Here is a 22,512-nt window from a genome sequence, read left to right as displayed (position 1 = left end):
ACCACTTCAAACGCCCAATTCGTTTGAAGTGGTTATTTTATGTTATACTAATTTAGAAAGGGGTTGATGCTTTGCAAGCGCAGTTAGTCTTTTTAGAGATGGCCGTTTATCATCATCCGCTGATCGAAGACGGTCCGCTTTTTTCAGTTGTTAACGAGCAACGCGTGACCGCAGATCAGCAACAAGATCTGCGTCACTTATTTGGTCGTGTCTGGGCAAATCGGGCGGTGGCGTTGACTGGTCGAAATGCCTCGGGTAAGACGTTGACGATGAAATTGATTCTGGGGACACTGAAGCTCCTGCTTAATCGTCAATCAATCGCCCAGACTCACTTGCCAGAAGTGCTATTAGGAGAGCAGTCGATTCAGCTAGATGTGTATTTCTACGGGACCGATCAGCGGCTCTTTTTAGATCGGCTAGTTTTGGCGCCGGATTTGGATCAGCCGCAAGCGTGGATCATCCGCTCTGAACAGATCTTTGTCAAGAAAGCAACGAGCGGATTATCCCGAAAAACATTATTTGATTTCAAGCAAGCCAAGACGTTATTGGATCGGCAAAATTTAGAAGCGTCTGCGCTTTCCTTGTTGGCACCGGATGATTCGATCTTGCGCTCATTGATCGTTGAGCGGAATTATCGCGTTCAGCCGATCTATGATAACTTGATGTTTACGGATATCAACTTGGTGGCATACGGGAGTAATGAGGTACCCAGTGCGCTGTTAACCTATTTGGATCCAACCATTGATTACTTGCGAATTGAGCGCAATCAGAGTGGTCAGGCTTTTTATCGCTTGAAATTCAAGGAGAGCGACCATGAAATAACCGACAGTAATTTTGCAACGATTGAATATTATCTTTCGTCGGGTACGGCAAAAGCAGTAACGCTGTTTCAATATGTCCAACAGGCGCTTAAAACCGGTGGGATCATCTTCATTGATGAATTGGAAAATCACTTTAATTTAGCGATCGTGCGGGCCTTTATTTCATTTTTTACAGATGTCAACGCTAACCCGCATCAGGCAACCTTGATTTTCAGTACGCATTATGCTGACTTGCTTGATGATTTGGCCCGCGGAGATCAAATCTATTTGGTCCGCCGTCAAAGTAAAATATCGGCGGCGCGCTATTCAACGATTGCGGATCGACAGGATCTCAATCGCGCGGAAGTGGTCATGTCAGATTATCTGGGTGGAACAGCACCGAATTATCAAGCTTATCTGGATTTACGCGAAAAAATGAAACAGGGTCATCAAAATGAATGAATGGATCGCACTTCTGGCTGAAGGTGCTGCGGAACACGCGATTTTAGATGTCTTGATCGACCAGCATTGCTGTTTTTTTGAACGTGAGCAGTTACTTGAACATGCAGTGATTCGAACGCGGTCAGCGAAACAGTTTCAGAATAAATACTTGAACCACGAATTTGATCGGCAGATTCATCTGTATCGGATTATCGATTCTCGTCAGGAACGTTTCAATCTCTCATTTCCCTATCGGCAGAAAATATCGCAAATTGAGACACTTTGGACTCGTCCGGAGATCGAGATTCTTTATATTATTCAGCAGGGTCAATATCGTGGTTTCGCGAAGCAAGCGGGTAAGCCCAGTGAATATGTCAAGCAAACCTTGAAATTGAATCATGGGAATATTAAGAGCTATCCTGTGGTCTATCAATATTGGCAACAACGTCCAGAGGAATTAGTTCAAACAATTATTCGCTATGGGCAAATCACCTCTGATCCAATTGAGAAAACGTTGGTCAGGCTGTTGCGTGATGATCTTAGGGCGACTAGATAGATCAGCTGTTGTTTCTGTGATTCTCAAATTCAACGAGAGCTAATAAGGCCCACTGATTTCATTTGCGCATGAATGACGGTGGGCTTTCATTATTTATTTAAAAATTTTCTCTACCAAGCGCTTGCCTTCGTCTTACTCTAAGGGAGTAACCTAAGTTCATTGTTAAGGTGAAAAAACGATGGAGGCACATGAGATGAAAACAAGAGAAGTCATGATTGTAACTGGCGCTGGTCAAATCGGACTGGCGATTGCCCGGCGAATGGGTGTAGGCAAGAAAATTATTTTAGGCGACAAGGTGTTGGCTCATGCCCAAGCGATGGCTAAAATCCTGAACGAGGCGGGCTTTGATGCGCTGCCGGTGGCACTTGATCTGGGGTCAAGAACGTCGATCAAACAGTTGATCGCGACTGCCCAGGGGTTTGGCGTGATCAAGTCCTTGGTCAACGCGGCCGGTGTTTCACCGAGCCAAGCGTCGATCGAGACGATTTTACAGGTCGATCTTTACGGCACGGCGGTCTTGCTGGAAGAAGTTGGTCAGGTGATCGCTCCCGGCGGTGTTGGCGTGACGATCTCCAGTCAATCGGGCCATCGCATGCCGGCGCTAACGGCGGCGGAAGATGAGCAGCTCGCGTTGACGCCGACCGAGGAGCTCTTGGGATTGCCTTTGTTACAGCCAGGGCAAGTCCGCGATTCCTTGCACGCTTACCAATTGGCCAAACGCTGCAATGAGAAACGCGTGATGGCCGAAGCTGTCAAATGGGGTCAACGGGGCGCCCGCTTGAATGACATCGCGCCGGGAATCATTGTCACACCGCTGGCCTTGGATGAGTTCAATGGTCCACGCGGTGATTTTTACAAAAATATGTTTGCTAAATCGCCGGCGGGTCGTCCCGGAACCGCTGATGAAGTAGCGAACGTAGCCGATTTATTGATGAGCGAGGCGGGAGCTTTCATTAGCGGGGCCACTTTCCTGATCGATGGTGGCGCCACCGCCGCTTATTTCTACGGACCCCTGCGACCTGAAACAACGAATTAATCGGGCCGCTGCCTTATGGCGGAACAAAAGCTCAGGATAAACAAGATACGAAAAAGCATGATCGGCAGTTGGCGACCATGCTTTTTTGAACCTGCGCTTGATTGCAGGTTTTAGTGGGTGTTGCGCGTGAGCGCAACCGGTTCGGGCCATTTGTGCGGCTGGAACGCAGTGGGCATCGTTTTGAGCCAATCCGCAAAAACCGCGGCTTGTCTCAAAATCGAGCCTTATTCTAAGCGGTAAACCGCTAAGAATAACGTCACTGCTGAGCCGCATGGCCCGAACCGGTTGCTAGGCAGAATTGAGTCTATCTGCAATCGAGGCGAAGGATTTGACGAAGTGCTTTTGCAAGCTAGAGGTCAAACAATCGCACATTTTTGAGGTGGTACAGCAACACCAACTGATTTGGATTAGTCGGTCGGGCCACCATGTGTAGGTTGACTGACTTTACCTGCTCCCTAGACAATACTTGAGTTAAGTCCGACTGATTCGGTTGATGCATCAAGAACTTGCGTTTTTTCATCAGACAGACTGCTCTGGTGTTGCCAATTTAAAAATTGTAACTGCTAACCATGGTCGTCAATTGCGTGCCTCTTCGTCCATTGGTGATAGCTTGCTAATTGGCGTGAGTGCTCAAGCGGCTGCTATAATGTTGAGCGGCTGGAGCGGAGAAATTCGGGGTGAGATCGCCGTGAAATTGGTCTTAGTGGCTCTGCCACTTAGACCAAGGCTCAGCTTTGAGATTTTCGGTGATTTTTCGAAAAGCTCAAAGTGACGCCCACAGCGAGCTCACCCCGAATTTCGCAGCGCAAGCTGCGAGCATCATAGAAACAGCCGGATTCACGTCGCATTAAGGCAAACACCGGTTCGACATTATGTTACAATCATGGTAGCGATTGAGTAACAGTTAGGTTTTGATAAGTTAGGTGATTAGAATGAAACAAGCCTCCTTGTTCGATGGCGCCAATGATAACAATACGCCCTTAGCCAATCGCGTGCGCCCAGATACATTGGCAGATTTCGTGGGACAGCAACAATTACTCGGTCCCGGTAAGCTGTTGCGTAAATTGATCGATGAGGATCAACTGAGTTCGATGATTTTCTGGGGGCCTCCCGGTGTGGGAAAAACGACTTTGGCGCGGATCATCGCCCGGCAAACGTCTTCGCAATTCATTAATTTCAGCGCGGTTACCAGCAGCATCAAGGATATTCGTAAAATCATGGAAGAAGCGGAGCTCAATCGGGAGATCGGCCAGCGCACAATCGTCTTTGTGGATGAGATCCATCGCTTCAATAAAGCCCAACAAGATGCCTTTCTACCATTCGTGGAAAAGGGCAGTATTATTTTGATCGGCGCGACCACGGAGAATCCTTCCTTTGAGATCAATGCGGCGCTGTTGTCTCGGTGCAAGGTTTTCGTGCTGAAATCATTGACGGTAGCAGATCTTGAACAATTACTTGAACGGGTAATCGCTCAGCCGACCAGTTTTCCTGGCCTGAGCGTAAGCGTGGCGCCCGAGGCTTTACAAATGTTGGCGGAGTTTGCCAATGGCGATGCGCGAGTGGCTTTGAATACGTTAGAAATGGCTGTGCTTAACGCGGATCAGAGTCACCAACAAGTTCGGTTGGACAGCGCGGCGTTAGACCAGTTGATCAACACGAAATCCTTGCGCTATGATAAGCACGGCGAAGAACACTATAATATTATTTCGGCGTTGCATAAATCAATGCGCAACAGTGATGTGGACGCCGCGATTTATTGGCTGACGCGGATGCTGGCCGGCGGTGAGGACCCCCTTTATATTGCCCGCCGTTTAGTGCGTTTTGCTAGTGAGGACATCGGGCTGGCGGACACCCACGCGCTGACCTTGGCCGTGACGGTTTTTCAGGCTTGCCAGCAGATCGGCATGCCGGAATGCGAGGTCCATTTGACGGAAGCGGTGATCTATTTAGCGACCGCGCCGAAATCCAATGCGGTTTACCTCGCCAATGCCCAAGCGAAAAAAGAAATCAAGCGGACAGGCAATCTGCCGGTACCTTTGCAGATCCGCAATGCGCCGACGAAATTAATGGCGGATCTCGGTTACGGCGATCATTATCAGTACGCCCACGACAATGCCGATAAATTAACGACGATGACAACCATGCCGCCGGAACTAGCAGGGCACCACTATTATGAGCCAACGGAGCAAGGTAACGAGGTCCGTTTCAAAAAGCGGCTAGCCTATATCCAGCAGTGGCACCAACAACATGACCAACCGACAACGTGACCAACCGACAACGTGAAAGCAACTGTCCCGTCGTTACCACTGGTGACGATCAAGCACCGCCACTAGTCGTATGCTGGGACGCTGAGGTGCCGACGAGGGAAATCATTAGCGAAGCCAGCCAACCAATTTCAGAACAGAGGGAAAAATATGACGACCATCAGTGTTGCCCAAACTTTATCGATCAGTAATCACCGAGTTTTCACGGCGGATCTCAACGAACACGAAACCGTTTTTGGCGGGAAGATCTTGGCGATCGTTGACGACAACGCCTCGATTCCCGCCTCACGCGTGGCCCGGGTGGAAACCGTCACGGCGGCCATTGATTGCGTTGATTTCATTCAGCCCTTTCGCTTGCAAGACTCGCTGTGCGCGGAGTCATATGTGACGGGGATCGGTCACCGTTCGATTGAAGTTTTCACGAAAATCATCGGCGAACATTTACAAACAGGCCAGCGCTTCTTAGGGCTAACTTGCTTTGCGACCTTTGTGGTGACTGAACGTGATTTGGTCTTACCCCGCTTGGTGGTGACCGGCGATAATCAGGAGTATCAAGCGCTTTGCCAAGGCTACGCGCAACGTCAAGCAGAACGGCGTGTCCATTTACAAGCGCAGGCGGCTTTCCGTCAACAAATCAGTCTAGATCTGCCGTGGCAGCGTTAAATTTAGCGCACGCAATTGGCATTGTGACTAGGCAGACAACACTGGAGGTCGTTGTAATGAAAACAAAATTAACTTTACAATTAGAAGCGACCCTGTATCAATTTTGCTTGGAGCAGGGCGCTTATGTGGTGGAAGAAGTGGCGATGCCCGCGGATCAAGGGATCGTCGACACCCTAAGTTATCAACAGTTGGCCAATGGCGAGGTCCAGTGGCGCTGCTACGAATTGAAAGTGACCAAGGCAGACTTCCATTCGCAAGCCAAGCTGTCCTTCATCGGTCACTATAATTACTTCGTTCTCCCGCAAAAACTTTACGAGCAAGTGGCCGCGGAGATTCCCAGCAAAGTGGGCGTCTTGAGCTATCGCGCTTTTGACCAGCAGGCCGTTGATCTGGCGCCGCAAACATTACGGGCACCAGGCTTCTTAACCGTGGTGAAAAAGGCCCAGTATCAAGACTTACAAGTTGACGAACAGGCGCTGACCAGTCACTTCATCAGTTCGTTGTTTCGCGAGGTTGACAAGGCCAAACGGGTGGCCAAGGGGTTACAACTTTATTCTGATGACCAGTTGTATAAGGAGTTACGCAAGCGATCCCAGGTGGGCTACGATGTTTACCAACCCGAAGCCAACTTGTTCGATCGTTTCAACGAAGAACTGGAGGATCAGAAATTGACGGCGCTGCAAGAAGAGTTGGACGCGCGCAACGCGGAATATCAAGCGTTACAGTTGCAGTACCGCCAATTGCAACATCCTGATCTCGGCGCGCGGCTATGAGATATTTTCCATATCTACGCGGCCGCATGTATGATTTGCGGGGCTTAAAAGCGCTGGTCACCAATGGCGAACTAGCGCCGCAGATCGTCCCCTTGATTGAACCGGTCCGTGATTCCCGGGAGTTGCAACAAACAGTGACGGCTTTGATCACGGCCCAGCACCCCTTCAGCGTGGTCGCCAACCCGCAAGTCAGTGTTTACGGCTTGAACAGTGAGAAACTATATCCGCTGCCCGATTTTAGCCAATTGCCCTTTTATTACCCCAGCGCGATTTTGGCGCCGGACTTTAGCCATGACTTCTTGCAGACTAGTCCAGGCCAGCGGAGTTTGTTGATCGCGCCGAATTATGAATTGTTGCGCGCGTATGCGGCGACTAATGTGTTTCAACAAGTCAGTGGAATTTTGGTGCCAGATGAAGCCCGCTTGCGGCGACTGGCGGGGACGAAGGCTTTGACGCTGACCGACCCGATGCCGTTTGTCGGTCGCGTCGAGGACTATGCTAGCTTGCCCGATGCTTTTTTCGCGCCGGCTAATTGGTGGCAAACGATTCCGGAACGTTGGGGTTTCGGTGACTACGGCATTAGCGGCAGTTTCTATTTCGATAAGGGGATGCCTTCCCGCGCCATCGCCATCCATCTCGTCTACGTCACAGCAGATGGCAGCTTACGCGTCCACCATTTTGTTTCCGACAGCAACGCCACCATGTCCGGGCAAAAGCAAAAATTCTTTGAAGCCTTGGCCAAGCTGGCCGTTTGGGCGCCGGAACATTTGCGCGGGTTGAATCAAACACCAGCCTTATCAGCTTTACTAGCCTACCACACCCAACAAAAGTTTCCTGGATTGGGCATCGTTAAGCAACTCAGTTTGATGCATCACTGGCAACTGATGGGACGGCTGTTGACAAGTGCGCGACATGAAGTGAATCCGCTAGGCTGAACATGTGGCAGTTCTCTTTTATTTATTCAGAAATGGAGTTGGGACCCAATGACCGCCATCTTCAATCAATCAGAATTTGACGACTATCTAACCGCGTTCACAGCAAGTTTGGATTATCGCCAACTACATCGCAACGAGCAAAAACAAGTTGCTCAAATCGTGACGTTCCTATTTGAAGGCGCGCCGCAAAAGTTTGGCTGTGCTTTCGATGAGTTAACGTTCGAACAGCTACTTGAATTAGCGTTGAACCTCCAACCGCAGCCGTTGTTCCGCAAACAGGTCAAGGCTTTTCCCCAGGTGCTCAGGGCGATGTTGCGCTATCAGCAGTCACCCTTATTGGTGCCGATCCGTGATTGGCTCAAAACTAATAAGCAGGAGCTAGCCGCCAGTCAAAGTTTAGCCGTGGATCGTCGGTTAGGCGACTGCTTGGCCGCTCGAGTTCGCCAGCAGAACGTTGATCCACTAGTGACTACGTATCTACCGAATTGGCTGGCCCAATTCGCCCAAGATCCCCTGATTGCCGCGATCCTAGTAGACCAGCAACAACAAGCAACCAATGACCTGCAACGTTTCTTCCAAGAAATCCAGCGGCGGACAAGGCGCAACGCCTTGATAGCTCCCAAGCAGCAAGTTAGCGCGGTGATTGAGAACATGTACCCGGCTGCCGCCGCTGAAACCCGGCGTCAGTTTTGTCTGAGTCTGTATTTGTTCCTCTATTTGATCAATGACAATTATAATTTGGCCGCGTCAGCCATGAGCAGCGCGGTAGCTGCCTGGTCTGAAGCCGTTAATCATGTTTTGAAAGATCATGGCGGGACTTGGTGGAACAAATTTTATCACGAACTTCAGGTAGGTTTGGCGCAGGGCGGTGGCCTTCATCGCCTGCCTGCCAATCCTCGAACGGCCTTTACCCGCGCGGTCAAGAGAATTGAGGGTCGCGCTGATTGGTCCGATCATGATGATGACGAGTACGTTGACGCGGAAATACGGCGTTTAAGCGGTGAAGATAATGCCGAGCTGTTCGCGGCAGCGGAAACTCGTGATGAGGAGTTACCGTTTTGAAGTGAGGCAACTAGAGTCGTTGTGAAATCAAATGATTGTCATGACACCATTCCCATCGCCGTTTGAATTCCGTAAATATCGGTTCAGACGGTGTTTTTTTGGCGGTCGTTATTCGGTTTTCACGTTAAGTTGCTTTGCACTCAGAAATCTTTGCGGTATGATGGAGTCATAAGCTTGTGAGTTGTCAGATCATCAATTGAGAGATTGACCGGATTTCTAGGCAGGAGCACTGACTGAGCTGGAGACGTCAGTAATCCAGCAAGGCTAAGGCGGCGAATTGGGAATAGCCGTTTATGTGATAATGTGAATGCCTCAAGTTTTTTCAAAATAATTCGAAGGATCAGTGAGGATATTATGCTAAAACCAGATTTTCAAACAGTCATCGATCAGTGGGAAGCGTTCGCCCAGAGTTCTGAGTATGCTGGCCTTTATAAGTATGAGCAGCATGAGGCGGAGGAGATCATTGCCGCGCTATCGCTGACGGCGATGTTGAAATTCAACGAGCAATTGGATCTTCTTTCCGTTGAAGAAATGGACGCGCTTTGTTTCAATTACGCTCCGGATGGTGGAACGAAGAAAGCGGATGCCAAGGCGTTTCCTGGCTTAGTGTTGGCCTACCTGCGTTATATTCGCTGGCCGGCGCTCAATCAATTCACGGTGCGTTTGAAAGGTGAAAAGGATTTGCTGGCGGCGAGTCAGAGCTCTGGGGTGGACCTCAAGTTAGATGCGTTGGTGACGTCAACGCAGGCGCAAACCACATCAGATTCCGTTGAACAAGGCGCCCAGCTGGCGAAACATTATTTACCGTTGTGGTTGGCGCTGTTTGATGACGATTCGTTGATGCAAACCATGATGACAGAAGCGGAGCGAACTCACGCTAAGAAGAATGTAACTCAGTTTTTCCAATATTTCGCACAGCGTCCGGCGCAAACGCCTTTTCAAGCCAGTGCTGCCGAAGTTGAGGCCGCAATTCTGGCTGTAATTCCAGCAAAGTCACAGCCGAAATTAGAGAAATTTTGTCGGGCATTGTATCTGTTGCTTTATCTAGTTGGCCGTAATTATAATTTAAAAAAGCCATTGATTCGCCAAGTTTATGCCAATTGGTCGCAGGCGGTCGCCGCAGTGCTAGCGGATCAGGGGGCTCATTGGGACAAGCAGTTCTTCAAAGACTTGCAAAATGGGGTTGGGAGGGAACCGTTCCCCTATGAGCTCAAGCAAACCAAGGGCGTACCTGATAGTTCCCTAGATATGATTCAACTTTTCTACAGCCAGCTTCTCACGAACGTTGATGTATCTTCATTACTTGACGAGTATGATATGGACGATACAGACGACGATGATGATCTTGAAATGCAGAGGCTACAACCGAATTTCCCACCGAAGTTGATGATCGATCAACTAACCGATCAATTGGATAAACTTATTGCTGATAACCATTTACAGGTGAGGGATGATGGTTACGGACGCATGACGCTTAAAAAAATGCCGAAGAAACTCGAAACAAAAATCATGGCTCTTGAGGACGAACGCCGCTATTGGGTCCGTCAATATCTGATTGATGAATTCTTGTTGTTCCTTCCAGATAACGGTTTGACACAAACGGAGCGTTCCATGGCGCCTGCGCTGATTCAGCAGCTCGACACCTTAGTTAACCGTTATACCCCAGAGGCTTTAGCGGGAATGAATGCCACTGGTTGGAATTTCTTTTCCCGCGTTTTGTTGCCGGTTGCCAATTTGAGCCCAGATGGGGTAAAGGCAGTTAGCCCAATTATGGCTGCGTTTTACGATTTTCTGGAAGCAAATGATTTTAATCCCCACGGCCGCCAAATAGCGAAAATCATCAAGCGCGACGCTACTAAGTTGAAGGCCTATTTAACTGACGATGAGCAGCGAATGAAAGCGACATTGTTTCTGATGTTGGTACCTGTGGACTATGGAAATATCAATGATCCCCAGGCCTATCAAGATTATGAAGCCCAGCTCGGGTTGTTCCAAAATGACTTTGAGGACGAGGATGAAGGGCAACCAGCGTTTGAGCCAAAGTCGAATCCACACAAGATTGTTTCCTTCAAAAAAAAGAAGTCTAAGAAACGGAAAAAGAAATAATGACGCTAAGCCACCGCTCCTGCGGCAAAGGTTTGCGGGTGCTGATCGTTTTCTACCTAGCCAATAAGGTGAAATAAAAAAATAGCGTCACCGCTCGGAAGTCGCAGCTGCGATGGTGAAACAGGGCGGTGGCGCTATTTTTGCGCCTCTTCAACGAAGGCTGAAAGATTGGCAGTGATTCCGGAAAAGGTCAACTTAAGCAAGGTACAACCTCATTACTGATTGCAGGGGCAAAAAGCCTTTTTAGTATCGGTTGTGGCGGTGTCCGCGCTATACTAGCGATAGAAAAGAGGGCCTGGTATGGTTGAAATCACCTTGAGGATGGTGCGGGAAGAGGAATTAGGAACAGTTTGGCAAATGCAACAACAAGTTTTCGCCGCGCCAAGTCAGGCTGAATTGCGATTCGTGGATTCATTGGCGCAGATCCATTGGCGCTTTCGCCACCCACAGAATTGTTACTACTTCATTCTAAGAGGGTCGCAGCGAATCGGTTATTGTCAACTTCAGCGAGACAAAACCGGTCAACGAGCGCAAATTCGCCCCTTAGTGCTGTTGCCGCCGTTTCAGCGACAGGGAATTGGTGGACAGGTCCTGCGCTTGATTGAAGCGCAAATTCCAGAAATCAAGGTTTGGTCCGCCAACACATCCCAGCCAGCAGGTGGGCAGCAGATATTCTCCCGGCAAGGTTATCAACAAATCAGCCCAGATCACTGGCGTAAAATTCGACCATGAGTTTGGCCTGATGATCATGAACATTATTTGGGGGCGAAGTCATGAAAAAGGAACAATCAAATACGAGTGATCAAGAAATGGCGGAGGTCCATCGCAAGCTCAAGGAATTGCATCAAGATGATGGGCCTAAGTTGAAGGATCATTTGGACGTTTTCGACGATGCGGTGATCGCGATCATCATTACTGTGATGGTCTTGGAAGTGCCGCTACCCAATAATACCGTCGGCAGTTACCGGCTCTTTATGCGCGCGATTTTGATCTTCCTGATTAGTTTCTTTATGGTGGCGAACTTTTGGTATGAAAATCATCAGACCTTTGCCATTTTGCCCCGGGCTGACAAGAAATTCTTGTTAATGAATTTCGCGTTTCTGGCGGCGCTATCTCTGTTACCGCTCTTAACCAAGTGGCTGATGCAACAACCGACGAATTTAGCAGTGGCCAATATGGGGCTGGATTACCTGGTGATCAATATGTTGCGCCGGCTGATGGTCAATCATACCAACCGTGAATTGTTTGGGAAGACCGGCGCGGCCAGAGCGTTCTTTGACCAAATTACCCGTTGGCGGATCATCGGCGGTTTTCTCTTGAACATTGCTTTGATTGGTGTGGCCTTCATTCAGCCCACAGTGGCGATGATTTTCTATTTAGCGTTGCCCATTATTTCGTTCGTTTTTCCCAGCGACCGAGTCAAGTGAGGTCGCAATGATGTCACGAGATACTGCTCGAAGCCTGTCCGTCGAAACGATGTAACGCCGTTATAACGCAAAAAAGCGCAGTCATATTTTGACTGCGCTTTTGTTGTCTTCACGGTTATTCGAACAGATTAAGTATTCCGCGCTGTTTAACGGTCCGCCGCTTATCAAAATCAATTGATTTTTCGTTGCGGGTTAAGCAGGTTCATCGGATCAAACAGGGCTTTGATTTGGTGCTGGACCAAATCGACTTCCGGACCCAGTTCCTCATTGTTCCATTGATTCTTCAATAATCCCACCGCATGTTCACCGGAAATGGTGCCACCCAAGGCCAACGCTTTGCGAAACATTAACTGGAGCGCCGTTATAACGGTGGCGGGCACCTCAGGCTCATCAGCCGGCCAAACAATTGTCGGATGAACATTGCCATCCCCAGCATGGCCGGCGGTGTAGATCGTCAGGTCTAATTGGGTCGCGATTTGTTGAATATAATCGATCATCTCGGCCAGTTTCGATAAAGGAACCGCCATGTCTTCCATCACGTGTTGCCCATTGGCGAAGACCGCTGGCAACATGTCGCGGCGCAATTTCATGATTTGCGCGGCTTGGGTGGCGTCGGTGGTCAGCGCTAAGTTTTGGGCGCCGTTTTCCTCAAGAATCTGCTTTGTGGTGGCCAGAATCAGGTCATTATAACTGTCTAGTCGTAGAATCAGCATGGCGCCACTGTTTTCTGCGTAGTAGGTGCCTTCATAACGGTCTAAAGCTGCCACGGTTGGCGCATCCAGCGCTTCCAACATTGCTGGGTAGGCCCCAGATCCGCGTAGTTTAGCGACCGCGTCAGCCAATGCGCCCATATCTTTAAAGAAAGCCTGACCGGTGATGGCGCCGCCTAAGGGAATGGGAAACAGCCGTACCGAGATTTCGGTAATGATCCCCAAGGTGCCCTCAGAGCCAACAAAGAGCTGCGTTAGATCGTAGCCAAAAGCTTGTTTTAACGAGCGACCGCCCAGTTTCAATTCCCGCCCATCAGCCAGAATAACGGTTAGACCCAGCACGGAATCCTTTGTTGCGCCATAACGAACGGTACTCATGCCACCAGCGTTGGTCGAGACATTGCCGCCAATCGATGAAATTGGTTTGGAACCAGGGTCAGGGGCGTAAAAGAGACCTTGGGCCCGAGCGGCTTTGTCCAAGTCACCGTTGATCACGCCGGGCTCAACAATCGCGATTTGGTCAACGGGATTGATTTCTTTGATCCGGTTCATTTTGGCCAGGGACAACACGAAACTCCCGGCAATCGCGTCAGAGCCAGAGACAGTGCTAGTCGCTGTCGTTTCCGGGACAATAGCAATATGAAAACGCCGAGCCGTTTGCAAGACGCCCTGAACGTCGGCGGCAGAAGTCGCCTCGATGTAAGCCAGGGGCAGGCCACTAGCCAACTGGACGCCGTATTGATCGTTTTCGTGAGCCTTTAATGTGGTAACGTCGCTATGAACGGCGGTGGCCGTTACGTGTTGGCGCAGATCACTGATGATTTCTTCACTCGTGTAAGCATTGAATTTAACCATAAAATCCTCCTGAGCCAGGCAGGGTTCTGTCAGCTTATCATTATTTGGTTATGGTCACTTTAGCACCTTGACACCGATTGTCAAGAATTACCAGAGTGCGAACCGACTCTGGTAGCTCCTGAGCATTAGCCTAGCGGTTATCATGGAGGTGGGCTACGGTTACAGGAGTCCTGACGAGCAAGGCGCGGAAGTCAGTTTTGCGACGTCCGTTGCAAAAAAAGATTATGTGGTAGTTTACCGGCTGATAGAATTTCCAAAAAGAAGATTATTTTTGTTGCAATTACAACAAAAATATTTTAAACTTGGCTTTAGCTTGGAAAGGTGGTAGGGACAATGACAGCAGTACTCAGGAAAATCGGTGAAGTGGCGCGGATTTTTGATGCGGTGGCGAACTTGGAATTTAAGTCGTTGGCGCTCACACGCGGGCAATATCTGTATTTGGTGCGCATCGCGGAGCAGCCAGGCATTATCCTTGAACGGCTAGCGGCAGAGGTGAAAGTTGATCGAACCACCGCCGCCCGCGCGCTTCAAAAATTAGTCCAGATTGGACTGGTTGAAAAGCGTAGGGACGCCGCCAATCAGAAAAATCGGCAGCTGTTTGTCACTGCGTCTGGACAGCAGGCGGCCGCTTTGATTCAGCGGGAAAATCTGCTGTCTGAAACAACGGCTCTGCAGGATTTTTCTCCGGAGCAGACGGCGGCGCTAGAAGCCAGCCTGGATCAGCTGCTGGCCAACGTTCGCCCACTTTGGCAGAACGCTAAGCGCGGACAGACGCGGGATTATTAGTTAGTCGATCGGTTAGTGGCAACTTGCCTGAATTTTGGCACCGTTTAATCACCGATTTGCGGCCGGTTTAGCAACGAATGATTTATTCAAAGTTATCTAAGCGAGCGCGAGCGAGCCCGATAATCAATTGACAATTTACGACAAACGAAAGTGGGAAAAAGATGGCAAATTTACATCAATGTACCTTGAAAGATTTAGCGGAATTACAACACTTAAGTCGCGTGACCTTCGCGGATACCTTTGGCGCGGCGAATCAGGCCGAAGATTTGAAGGAATATTTAGATCACGCCTATGCGCCAGCGACGTTGACGGCAGAACTGAATAATCCGAATTCGTTTTTCTATTTTTTGCAAGAGCAAGGCGTCACGGTGGGTTATTTGAAACTCAACATTGGGACTGCCCAGACCGAGCGAGTTGCTGCCAATGCCTTGGAGGTGGAGCGAATTTACATTTTGCCGCGTTATAAACGTCACGGTTACGGCCGTCAGTTGATCGCACAAGCGGAGAAGCAAGCGTTACAATTGAACAAAACGGCGTTATGGCTGGGTGTCTGGGAGCATAATGATGCCGCCCGGGCCTTTTATCAGAAAATCGGTTTCCAGCAAGTGGGGCAACATGTCTTTCAACTGGGCGATGACGCGCAAACCGATTTAGTCTTACTCAAATCACTGGACGGTGGGGATAATCAATTATAATCGTTGTTTTTGACCTGGACCAATTCCCCTTGATCTAACCTGAACAGCCATCATCTGCGAGCTTGACTCAAATAGTGTATAATGAAGGTAAGCTATTATTTGTTAGTAGCGCGACTAGACCAATAATCGCGCTGGGAATGACTACTAGGGAAAGGTGAGATTATGGCGAGTCCAGTGAATAAGCCGCTATATAAAATCGGGTTATACGAAGAAAATGACTTAAATAAGCAATTCCATGAGAATCAGGTTTTGCCGTTCTATTCAGAATTGTTGGGGCATGTGGTGCGGGGACGAATCACCAAGAAGTACCGCTATTCCTGCCTGATTGATATCTCAAATTCAGACCGGACGTCTGAATTTCAGAAAGAACAGTACAATTCGCATATCGTGGTCAGCTATCGCGACCTGCAACCGGAACCCACGCTTTAGCGCTGGTTCGGCACTCTGATATTGAAACGTGCTGCGCGCAACTGACTTCTGTGCTTAGCTACGCAAAGGTTCCGGAAGCAAAAGCGGCTTCCAAAACCTTTGCTAGGCTAATGCTCGAAGTCAACCCGTTGCGCTCCGCACTCTGATATTGAAACGTGCTCACCAGCCCAGCTTCTTCCGCTTAACTACGCTAGGCTTTCGGAGGCATAACCCGCCTCCAAAATCCTAGCTAGGTTAATGCTCAGAAGCTACCCGGGCTGGTTCGCACTCTGATATTGAAACGTGCTGCGCGAGGATTGGCTGTTCCGCTTAGCTACGCAAAGGTTCCGGAAGCAAAAGCGGCTTCCAAAACCTTTGCTAGGCTAATGCTCACAGCCACCCATCCTCGCTCCGCACTCTATTTTTATAGGGGATGGTTTGATGGAATTTTATACGCTTCGTGATGGGTGGCGGCTACCGCAAGTGGGCTTTGGGACTTATCAACTGACTGGTGCTTCCGGTGTTCAGGCGATGGTTTCAGCGTTACAGCAGGGGTATCGTTTGTTGGATACCGCCTACAATTATGAGAATGAAGGCGCGGTCGGGGCGGCGATCAAACGCGCGGGTCTACCTCGGTCGGAAGTGCTGGTAACTTCGAAGCTGCCCGGGCGTTATTACAAAACCGATCTTGCCATTACGGCGTTACAGGAATCACTGTATCGCAGTAATTTGGATTACTTTGACTTGTATTTGCTACACTGGCCGAATCCGCGTCGCGATCAGTACGTAGAGGCTTGGCAGGCCTTGCTGACAGCGAAGAAATTCGGCTTGGTACGCTCAATTGGTGTTTGTAATTTTCTGCCTGAACATTTGGAGCGGTTGCAGGCGGAAACCGGTGAATTGCCGGTAGTTAATCAGATTGAGTTGCATCCTTATTTCAATCAGGCGAAACAGCGCGCTTATGATCAGGCTCATGGCATCTTGACCGAGGCTTGGAGTCCTTTAGGTCGCGCTAGTGTCATGTTACAAGATCCGCAGTTGCAGGCCTTGGCCAGTAAATACGGCAAAAATGTCGGTCAACTGATTTTGCGCTGGCAACTGCAACATGGGACTTTGCCGATTCCGAAATCAGCCAATCCCCAGCGACAGGCTGGCAATCTACAGGTCTTTGATTTTACGATTGAGGCCGCTGATATGGCGGCAATCGACGGGTTGACGCGAGCCAACGGGCGAACCACTAATCAGGATCCCGCCGTCTATGAAGAGTTTTAGATGCTGGGGCTTGTCAAAGTTTGACAGTGAAATCTGACCTAGCTCTCGTTTATTGCCGTGATTTGCGTTAAGATGAACGTATTGAACGCAAGGGAGTTTTGGTCATGCTGATTTTTATTTGCTGTGCTGGTGGGGCAACTTCAAGCCTGTTTTGCAGTCATATCGCTCACGCGGCTGATCCAGAAACCATTCATTTCGATGATTTGAAAACTTTGTTGGCAGATTATGATAGCCTAAGCCAGCGCTATCCGATTTTGATTGGCTATGGTAGCGAGCAATTGGTGGATTGGCGCAATGTCGCGACCATGTTTCAACCTCATGTCGATCAGGTCTTCGTTTGTCCGCAGGTTCGCTATCGGACGCCGGTATTGCGGAAAACATTGGCACCTGTTGGTATTCCAGTGGCTGACTTGGATATGCGCATGTTTGGGACGATGAACGGCGAACTGGCGCTGCAAACCATTATTCGTAACACTAAGCCGCGCGTGCCGGCCCTGGATGTTGTTGACCAATCGCCGCGTTAATGCCAGGTTCAAACTAGTTACAATCAGAAAGTTGAGCAATCAACTTTCTTTTTTTCTGCGCGAATGGCTTTTTTGCAAAATTCAGTAAATTCATTTAAGCTCAGGAAGAGATTTAGTGTAGAATAGCAGTATCGTTAAATGGACGGAAATAGGTGGGAAAACAATGACCAATCGCTATCGCAGTGTCTTTGATATTATTGGTCCGATCATGATCGGACCCTCCAGTTCGCATACAGCCGGCGCGGTGGCCATCGGTCACGTGGCGAATCGGTTGTTTCACGCGCCGATCAAAACCGTCCGGGTTCGCTATTTCGAGTCATTCGCGCAAACCCATCGGGGCCATGGAACCGATTATGCGGTGATTGCTGGCGTTTTAGGCTTTGACCCGGCGGATCGGCGGGTTCCTAACGCGGTGGATCTGGCGCGGCGGCAGGGTATCGAGATTGCTTTTATTGAAGATCAGCATGCCAGTCCGATTGGGCATCCAAATACGGCAGCGATTACTCTGGCCAATAGCGAGAAGTATTTGACCGTGTGGGGCTGTTCTGTCGGCGGCGGCGCGATTGAAATTCGGAAGATCGATTTCAATGGGCTGATTTTTGAGCCTCAGGGGAGCTTGCCCTTGATCTATGTAGAGGCAGAACAAGAAATTGGTCAGGCGTTGGATCAGATTTTCGGGGCGAATTATCGGTTGCCCCGGGTGACCTTGATGCGCGGACGTCACCATATTTATCAACTAGATCTGTTGGACAAGCCTTTCCCAGAGCAACTGGAACAAGCGCGGCGGATCAGTCAAGATTTGATTTCACTTTAAGGATAGGGCAAAGATTATGTATGAAACGATTGCGGATTTGCTGGCGGCTGCGACTGCTCAGCAAAAGCCGATTTCCGAATTGATTATTGAACAGGAAATCAAATTGAGCCATAGTAGCCGGGAAATTATTTGGGCGACCATGGGCAAAAACCTGGAAGTCATGCACGAGGCGGCCATCAAGGGTGCCAGTGGCGCGGGGGTGACTTCAGCCACGGGGATCAGCGGTGGCGAAGCGGTTTTGTTGAAGAAATATCGGGAGAAAGGCCAATCTTTGTCTGGGGACACGATGCTGCTGGCCATGCAAAATGCGGTGGCCACCAATGAAGTTAACGCGGCGATGGGGATTATCTGTGCCACCCCTACAGCTGGTTCGGCGGGAACGCTACCTGGCGTACTTAGCGTGGTCACCGAGCGGCTGCACTTACAGCGAGATGATCAGATCCGCTTTCTTTTCTGCGCCTCGGCGTTTGGAATGATTGTGGCTAATCAGGCGATGATTGCTGGGGCCACTGGCGGTTGTCAGGCCGAAGTGGGTAGCGCCTCGGCCATGGGTGCCGCGGCCGCCGTGGAGCTTGCTGGCGGCACCCCGGAACAGGCGGCCCAGGCATTTGCCATGGCCATGTCTAACCTGCTGGGGCTAGTCTGCGATCCCGTCGCCGGCCTAGTTGAAGTGCCTTGCATCAAGCGGAATGTGGTGGGCGCGGTCAATGCGTTAACGGCAGCCGATATGGCCCTGGCTGGGTTGACCAGCCAGATCCCGGCTGATGAAGTGATCCTAGCCATGAAACGGATCGGGCAGAATCTGCCCGCTAGTTTGCGAGAGACCGGATTAGGTGGCTTGGCCGCGACACCGACCGGGATCGCCTTGAAAATGAAAATTTTCGGTCAAGACGTGAGTATTCATCCTGATGATGAAAACAATGATTCGGCCCGGGAAAGCTAGCGAAACAACCATAGTCAGCCGCCAAGTTGACCTGCTGCCGAATGGAGACTGCCGATAACCAGTCAAGTTCGCGCGTCGTCAGCAGTGTCCAATTACAATGGTCAGTTCAAAAAAACAGCCTTGTCTACAGATTTTACTGAGGACAAGGCTGTTTTGCCATGGCCTTCATTAGTGCTTTGGCTGGGATTTTCAAATCGTCGCGACTTGCGAAACAGTCAAGGGCAAGCGTCACGGTTCTTGATGGGGCGTGTCTGGCGGTTGCTTTGAGGTCACCGTCGGTTGCTGTGACCGCGTCGCTTTATTGTTTTGCCGCGTCGTTTTATTGTTTCGCCGTTTCGCTTCATAGTTTTTCCGCCACCCGATCAGCCAGGTGGTCAGCGGCACAATCAGCAACACTCCAATAATGGATTCCAGCAGCACCAAGACTTCTTGGACGAATAATTTGTCGTTGAGCAACTGGGTGAGGCTGTAATTTAGCCGCAAGTACCAAATGAAGAGCGCCAAGTTGCTACCGAAAAAGCCAAACAAAATCGTGTTAATCGCAGTGCCAAGGATATCCTGTCCCATTTGTTGGGCGCTGTGCTGGTAGGCGGCAGGTGTGATCGTTGGCGTTTGCCGCAGCAATTCCAGCAAGCCGGCGTTCATTGCTACCGCCGCTTCGGAAATCGCGCCAAGTGTGCTGAAGATTGCCACCAGCGCTGTGATCAGTAAGTAGTCAATGCCAGGAGCCGTCGCTAACCCAATCAAATCCTCGTCATCTTGATTTCCTAAACCAACGGCCTGACCCAGCCAAGTCAATGCGAAAATCAGCAGAACAATGATCACCGTGACCAAAAGCGAACTGAGAAAGGCTTGATCGGCCAATTTTTGTTCATTGGTGCCCAAATATACAATCGTTGCCAATTTCAAGGGGACGAAAATCGCCGCGATCAACCAAATATTCGCGCCGCCAGCAATCAGCCACGCCGCCATGAAAATCAGGCAGAAATTGATCAAGATACTCAGGTAACTTTTGAGCCCGGCAGTACCACCCACCAATACAATCAAGGCGAGCAAAACCAGAAGCAGTGCGGTCATTGTACTCATTAAACCTGCACCTCCTTGGTCATTGGTCGCAAAAGAAAGCTCGCCAATGTCGCCAGCGGCACGGTCAAAACAATCCCGATCGCCGAAATCAAACTTTGCAGCACCCCGAGGGACAGCGTAAATTCAAAGGTATAACTGATTGAATTGTTGTCGCGTAAGAAAAGAATGGTCATCGGCAACGCCGCGGCCATAAATATCAAGAAGAGCACATTGATCAGCGGTCCCATGATTTCCCGGCCAATTGTCAGGCCACTGTGCCAAAGTTGTCGCCGCGTGAGTTGGGGATTATGTTGCCAGAGCTCACTCAAACTGGTGACGATATCCGTTGATTCATCCATGACCGCGCCCAACACCCCCAATAAGGTTTGCCCTAGGAAAAGTGAACGTGGACTTTGGGTCGCATAAGCAACGGCCATGTAGGTGATCCCGCGTTCCTTGGTTGCCTGCATGATTCCGTAGCTGAGTCCAAAAGCTAGCAGCAACGCGCTGATCGTGCTGAGCAGCATGATGGCCATTTTGCGCCGCCAGCCTTGATAAATGATGAAGGTCACCGTGGCGAAAACAATCGCCGCCCCACTATACAGTAGAATCGTGGCCGTGCCATTACGCCAAATATCTAAGCGAAGCGTCACGAAGAACAGCAAACAGTTGGCCAGCACTGAGAGCAGAATCAACCAACTTTTCTGCGCGAGGATCGCCACTAAAATCAAGGCCGTCAAAGTCAGCGCCAGAATCAGGACCCAATCTCGTTTCGCGGTGAGAATCGTTGCTTTACCCTGATGGGAAAATTGGACATAGACACGCTGGTTGTGATAATAGCGCTGATTGACCAATTGCGAGGCGTCGTAATCATTGAGTACTTGGTAGGTCCGACCTTGATGGGACCCATTGAGAATCCTGAGTGTCAGCCGTTGTTCGAATTGGGTGTCTTTGTTCTGATATTGATCCGTCTCCGCCTGGTGACTAACTGACTGGACCCGCTTTACTTGCGCTAACGTGCCCTGGCCCAGTGGGTGCTGGTAGGCCCAAAACGTGGCGATGATTCCTAGAATGGCGATGAGTAACAACATGGTTTGCTTCTTGGTTAATTTCATTTGTGCGTCCTATCTGAGCTAGCGTTCGTAAATCGTTCTAATTATTTCGTTATACGCCAATTGGCGGGTACCTGCAAATCATCGCTTCGCAGTTGGGGATAAAACTGAACCTATGTATGCTTGGATGGCGAAAGTAGTATGGCCGCGGCTTGCGCTGCGAAATTCGGGGTGAGCTCGCTGTGGGCGTCACTTTGAGCTTTTCGGAAGGGCGCCGAAAATCTCAAAGCTGAGCCTTGGTCTAAGTGGCATAGCCACTAAGTCCAATTTCACGGCGATCTCACCCCGAATTTCTCCGCTCCAGCCACTCAACGTTTTAACGGCCGCTTGAGCACTCACGCCATTTGGCAAGTTATCGCCAATTGATGGGGAACCACGCAATTGACTGCCGTGGTTAGTGGTCATCATTTTTACATTGGTGACACCAGTACAGTCTATCTGATGAACAAAGTTAGTTCTCAGTGAACTAACTGAATTGGTCGAGTTCCACTTAAGGATTGTTTAGGGAACAGGTAAAGATGTCCAAAACAATGTAAACTGTACCAGCCAACAAATCCAAACCCGTTGGCATTGCCATCCCAATCCAAAAGGGGCAATTAGTTGACCTCTAGCTCGCAAAATCACTTCGTCAAATGGCTACGTCTTGATGGCGGATAGGCTCAATTCTGTCCAGCAACCGGATAGGTAGGGAACACGTTTTAACGTCATAGCCGCTCAATGTTATAACAGTCATTTGAGCGCGCACACCAATTGGCAAGCTATCGCCAATTGATGGGGATCCGCGCAATTGACGGCTATGGTTAGTGGGTTGCCAGCCTTGAATTGGTGGCATCACTACAGTCCACCTGATGAATGGAAACATGGTTCTGATGAAGTATCTGAAGCGGGCGACGGGTTCAACCAAAGTTGGTTTGGAATAGTTACAACCATATCAATGCTTTTCAAATTGGTAGACATAATTATCTGAATCAGTTGGTATTGCCGTACCATCTTAAAAGAGTGCAATTATTTGACCTCAATCTTGCAAAACCACCTCATTAGATATCCAACTTCGATTGCCGATAAGCTCAATTCTGCCTAGTAACCGGCTGGGACTGCGCGGCTCAGTGGTGAAATGAGGCTAGGACACAATTCTAGTTTCAAAAATAAAAGCCCCAAAATTCCGAACTTTTTCGGAATTTTGGGGCTTTTTATGTAGGCATAGAAACCATCTTCTGGTAACCTTAAATTCGACGAAAAAAATAAGTGTCAGGAGTCGGTCTCTA

24 protein-coding genes are annotated in these 22,512 nt (G+C 49.6%); 19 read left to right on the top strand and 5 right to left on the bottom strand.

Annotated features, from left to right (window positions below):
- The first annotated feature begins 71 nt into the window (after nucleotides 1–71).
- From EKM94_RS07705 to EKM94_RS07650, 12 genes are all read left to right on the top strand, one after another.
- Complete coding sequence (locus EKM94_RS07705) at nucleotides 72–1,262, top strand: AAA family ATPase (protein ID WP_225422185.1); 1,191 nt, start codon at nucleotides 72–74, stop codon at nucleotides 1,260–1,262.
- Nucleotides 1,255–1,797 carry a hypothetical protein gene (locus EKM94_RS07700; protein WP_125599979.1) on the top strand — a complete coding sequence of 181 codons (543 nt, stop codon included), beginning with the start codon at nucleotides 1,255–1,257 and terminating at the stop codon, nucleotides 1,795–1,797. Before EKM94_RS07705 ends, EKM94_RS07700 begins: the two co-directional genes overlap by 8 nt.
- Before the next feature lie 193 nt (nucleotides 1,798–1,990).
- The gene (locus tag EKM94_RS07695) at nucleotides 1,991–2,833 is read left to right on the top strand and encodes an SDR family oxidoreductase (RefSeq protein ID WP_125599976.1); all 843 of its coding nucleotides are present in this window, start codon (nucleotides 1,991–1,993) and stop codon (nucleotides 2,831–2,833) included.
- A 493-nt stretch (nucleotides 2,834–3,326) separates the two neighbouring features.
- On the top strand, nucleotides 3,327–3,605 hold the full coding sequence (locus EKM94_RS07690) for a hypothetical protein (RefSeq protein WP_125599973.1): 279 nt from the start codon (nucleotides 3,327–3,329) through the stop codon (nucleotides 3,603–3,605).
- A 160-nt stretch (nucleotides 3,606–3,765) separates the two neighbouring features.
- Nucleotides 3,766–5,100, top strand: a complete 1,335-nt coding sequence (locus tag EKM94_RS07685) for a replication-associated recombination protein A (protein WP_125599969.1) — start codon at nucleotides 3,766–3,768, stop codon at nucleotides 5,098–5,100.
- 147 nt (nucleotides 5,101–5,247) lie between these two features.
- The gene (locus tag EKM94_RS07680; protein WP_125599966.1) at nucleotides 5,248–5,760 is read left to right on the top strand and encodes an acyl-CoA thioesterase; all 513 of its coding nucleotides are present in this window, start codon (nucleotides 5,248–5,250) and stop codon (nucleotides 5,758–5,760) included.
- A gap of 56 nt (nucleotides 5,761–5,816) precedes the next feature.
- Complete coding sequence (locus EKM94_RS07675) at nucleotides 5,817–6,533, top strand: hypothetical protein (RefSeq protein ID WP_125599963.1); 717 nt, start codon at nucleotides 5,817–5,819, stop codon at nucleotides 6,531–6,533.
- Nucleotides 6,530–7,468, top strand: coding sequence for a sce7725 family protein (locus EKM94_RS07670; protein ID WP_164511157.1), 939 nt, complete (start codon nucleotides 6,530–6,532; stop codon nucleotides 7,466–7,468). Before EKM94_RS07675 ends, EKM94_RS07670 begins: the two co-directional genes overlap by 4 nt.
- 48 nt (nucleotides 7,469–7,516) lie before the next feature.
- The gene (locus EKM94_RS07665) at nucleotides 7,517–8,530 is read left to right on the top strand and encodes a hypothetical protein (RefSeq protein ID WP_125599960.1); all 1,014 of its coding nucleotides are present in this window, start codon (nucleotides 7,517–7,519) and stop codon (nucleotides 8,528–8,530) included.
- Between the two features lie 354 nt (nucleotides 8,531–8,884).
- Entirely contained in the window at nucleotides 8,885–10,636 is a 1,752-nt protein-coding gene (locus EKM94_RS07660; protein WP_125599957.1) for a hypothetical protein, read from the top strand.
- Between the two features lie 300 nt (nucleotides 10,637–10,936).
- Nucleotides 10,937–11,368, top strand: a complete 432-nt coding sequence (locus tag EKM94_RS07655; protein ID WP_125599953.1) for a GNAT family N-acetyltransferase — start codon at nucleotides 10,937–10,939, stop codon at nucleotides 11,366–11,368.
- Between the two features lie 41 nt (nucleotides 11,369–11,409).
- A complete protein-coding gene (locus tag EKM94_RS07650) occupies nucleotides 11,410–12,063 on the top strand; it encodes a TMEM175 family protein (protein ID WP_125599950.1) in 654 nt (217 codons plus the stop codon).
- 170 nt (nucleotides 12,064–12,233) lie between these two features.
- Here the strand turns inward: EKM94_RS07650 and EKM94_RS07645 are convergent, their stop codons facing one another.
- Nucleotides 12,234–13,628 carry an FAD-binding oxidoreductase gene (locus EKM94_RS07645; RefSeq protein ID WP_125599947.1) on the bottom strand — a complete coding sequence of 465 codons (1,395 nt, stop codon included), beginning with the start codon at nucleotides 13,626–13,628 and terminating at the stop codon, nucleotides 12,234–12,236.
- Between the two features lie 333 nt (nucleotides 13,629–13,961).
- On the opposite strand from EKM94_RS07645, the gene EKM94_RS07640 reads away from it, so the two are divergent.
- The 7 genes from EKM94_RS07640 (at nucleotide 13,962) to sdaAA (ending at nucleotide 19,070) form a co-directional block, all read left to right on the top strand.
- Complete coding sequence (locus EKM94_RS07640; RefSeq protein WP_125599944.1) at nucleotides 13,962–14,414, top strand: MarR family winged helix-turn-helix transcriptional regulator; 453 nt, start codon at nucleotides 13,962–13,964, stop codon at nucleotides 14,412–14,414.
- A gap of 161 nt (nucleotides 14,415–14,575) precedes the next feature.
- On the top strand, nucleotides 14,576–15,109 hold the full coding sequence (locus tag EKM94_RS07635) for a GNAT family N-acetyltransferase (RefSeq protein ID WP_125599941.1): 534 nt from the start codon (nucleotides 14,576–14,578) through the stop codon (nucleotides 15,107–15,109).
- 162 nt (nucleotides 15,110–15,271) lie between these two features.
- Entirely contained in the window at nucleotides 15,272–15,538 is a 267-nt protein-coding gene (locus tag EKM94_RS07630) for a hypothetical protein (protein WP_125599939.1), read from the top strand.
- Between the two features lie 420 nt (nucleotides 15,539–15,958).
- The gene (locus EKM94_RS07625; RefSeq protein ID WP_125599936.1) at nucleotides 15,959–16,789 is read left to right on the top strand and encodes an aldo/keto reductase; all 831 of its coding nucleotides are present in this window, start codon (nucleotides 15,959–15,961) and stop codon (nucleotides 16,787–16,789) included.
- 104 nt (nucleotides 16,790–16,893) lie between these two features.
- Complete coding sequence (locus EKM94_RS07620) at nucleotides 16,894–17,313, top strand: PTS sugar transporter subunit IIB (RefSeq protein ID WP_125599933.1); 420 nt, start codon at nucleotides 16,894–16,896, stop codon at nucleotides 17,311–17,313.
- 163 nt (nucleotides 17,314–17,476) lie between these two features.
- Nucleotides 17,477–18,127, top strand: coding sequence for a serine dehydratase beta chain (locus EKM94_RS07615; protein ID WP_125599929.1), 651 nt, complete (start codon nucleotides 17,477–17,479; stop codon nucleotides 18,125–18,127).
- A gap of 16 nt (nucleotides 18,128–18,143) precedes the next feature.
- Nucleotides 18,144–19,070 carry an L-serine ammonia-lyase, iron-sulfur-dependent, subunit alpha gene (sdaAA, locus tag EKM94_RS07610; protein WP_125599925.1) on the top strand — a complete coding sequence of 309 codons (927 nt, stop codon included), beginning with the start codon at nucleotides 18,144–18,146 and terminating at the stop codon, nucleotides 19,068–19,070.
- Nucleotides 19,071–19,298: 228 nt separating this feature from the next.
- Here sdaAA and EKM94_RS07605 read toward each other — a convergent pair whose 3' ends face one another.
- From EKM94_RS07605 to EKM94_RS07590, 4 genes are all read right to left on the bottom strand, one after another.
- A complete protein-coding gene (locus EKM94_RS07605; protein ID WP_125599922.1) occupies nucleotides 19,299–20,156 on the bottom strand; it encodes a YibE/F family protein in 858 nt (285 codons plus the stop codon).
- Nucleotides 20,156–21,250 carry a YibE/F family protein gene (locus EKM94_RS07600; RefSeq protein ID WP_125599919.1) on the bottom strand — a complete coding sequence of 365 codons (1,095 nt, stop codon included), beginning with the start codon at nucleotides 21,248–21,250 and terminating at the stop codon, nucleotides 20,156–20,158. Before EKM94_RS07600 ends, EKM94_RS07605 begins: the two co-directional genes overlap by 1 nt.
- Before the next feature lie 186 nt (nucleotides 21,251–21,436).
- Entirely contained in the window at nucleotides 21,437–21,652 is a 216-nt protein-coding gene (locus tag EKM94_RS07595) for a hypothetical protein (RefSeq protein WP_125599916.1), read from the bottom strand.
- A gap of 223 nt (nucleotides 21,653–21,875) precedes the next feature.
- Nucleotides 21,876–22,079 carry a hypothetical protein gene (locus tag EKM94_RS07590; protein ID WP_125599913.1) on the bottom strand — a complete coding sequence of 68 codons (204 nt, stop codon included), beginning with the start codon at nucleotides 22,077–22,079 and terminating at the stop codon, nucleotides 21,876–21,878.
- Nucleotides 22,080–22,512 lie beyond the last annotated feature (433 nt).

The sequence above is a fragment of the Lapidilactobacillus achengensis genome (assembly GCF_003946655.1).
Taxonomy (GTDB): Bacteria; Bacillota; Bacilli; order Lactobacillales; family Lactobacillaceae; genus Lapidilactobacillus; species Lapidilactobacillus achengensis.
The sequence above is the reverse complement of the archived record's forward strand: the minus strand, read 5'-3'. Positions and strand labels throughout refer to the sequence as shown.

Coding starts and splice junctions, on each gene's coding strand:
- EKM94_RS07700 (WP_125599979.1), top strand. CDS start 1,255: ATGAATGAATGGATCGCACTTCTGGCTGAAGGTGCTGCGGAACACGCG.
- EKM94_RS07595 (WP_125599916.1), bottom strand. CDS start 21,652: ATGACCACTAACCACGGCAGTCAATTGCGTGGTTCCCCATCAATTGGC.
- EKM94_RS07695 (WP_125599976.1), top strand. CDS start 1,991: ATGAAAACAAGAGAAGTCATGATTGTAACTGGCGCTGGTCAAATCGGA.
- EKM94_RS07655 (WP_125599953.1), top strand. CDS start 10,937: ATGGTTGAAATCACCTTGAGGATGGTGCGGGAAGAGGAATTAGGAACA.
- EKM94_RS07630 (WP_125599939.1), top strand. CDS start 15,272: ATGGCGAGTCCAGTGAATAAGCCGCTATATAAAATCGGGTTATACGAA.
- EKM94_RS07690 (WP_125599973.1), top strand. CDS start 3,327: ATGCATCAAGAACTTGCGTTTTTTCATCAGACAGACTGCTCTGGTGTT.
- EKM94_RS07615 (WP_125599929.1), top strand. CDS start 17,477: ATGACCAATCGCTATCGCAGTGTCTTTGATATTATTGGTCCGATCATG.
- EKM94_RS07660 (WP_125599957.1), top strand. CDS start 8,885: ATGCTAAAACCAGATTTTCAAACAGTCATCGATCAGTGGGAAGCGTTC.
- EKM94_RS07670 (WP_164511157.1), top strand. CDS start 6,530: ATGAGATATTTTCCATATCTACGCGGCCGCATGTATGATTTGCGGGGC.
- EKM94_RS07675 (WP_125599963.1), top strand. CDS start 5,817: ATGAAAACAAAATTAACTTTACAATTAGAAGCGACCCTGTATCAATTT.
- EKM94_RS07635 (WP_125599941.1), top strand. CDS start 14,576: ATGGCAAATTTACATCAATGTACCTTGAAAGATTTAGCGGAATTACAA.
- EKM94_RS07640 (WP_125599944.1), top strand. CDS start 13,962: ATGACAGCAGTACTCAGGAAAATCGGTGAAGTGGCGCGGATTTTTGAT.
- sdaAA (WP_125599925.1), top strand. CDS start 18,144: ATGTATGAAACGATTGCGGATTTGCTGGCGGCTGCGACTGCTCAGCAA.
- EKM94_RS07685 (WP_125599969.1), top strand. CDS start 3,766: ATGAAACAAGCCTCCTTGTTCGATGGCGCCAATGATAACAATACGCCC.
- EKM94_RS07645 (WP_125599947.1), bottom strand. CDS start 13,628: ATGGTTAAATTCAATGCTTACACGAGTGAAGAAATCATCAGTGATCTG.
- EKM94_RS07680 (WP_125599966.1), top strand. CDS start 5,248: ATGACGACCATCAGTGTTGCCCAAACTTTATCGATCAGTAATCACCGA.
- EKM94_RS07620 (WP_125599933.1), top strand. CDS start 16,894: ATGCTGATTTTTATTTGCTGTGCTGGTGGGGCAACTTCAAGCCTGTTT.
- EKM94_RS07625 (WP_125599936.1), top strand. CDS start 15,959: ATGGAATTTTATACGCTTCGTGATGGGTGGCGGCTACCGCAAGTGGGC.
- EKM94_RS07590 (WP_125599913.1), bottom strand. CDS start 22,079: ATGCCACCAATTCAAGGCTGGCAACCCACTAACCATAGCCGTCAATTG.
- EKM94_RS07605 (WP_125599922.1), bottom strand. CDS start 20,156: ATGAGTACAATGACCGCACTGCTTCTGGTTTTGCTCGCCTTGATTGTA.
- EKM94_RS07650 (WP_125599950.1), top strand. CDS start 11,410: ATGAAAAAGGAACAATCAAATACGAGTGATCAAGAAATGGCGGAGGTC.
- EKM94_RS07665 (WP_125599960.1), top strand. CDS start 7,517: ATGACCGCCATCTTCAATCAATCAGAATTTGACGACTATCTAACCGCG.
- EKM94_RS07600 (WP_125599919.1), bottom strand. CDS start 21,250: ATGAAATTAACCAAGAAGCAAACCATGTTGTTACTCATCGCCATTCTA.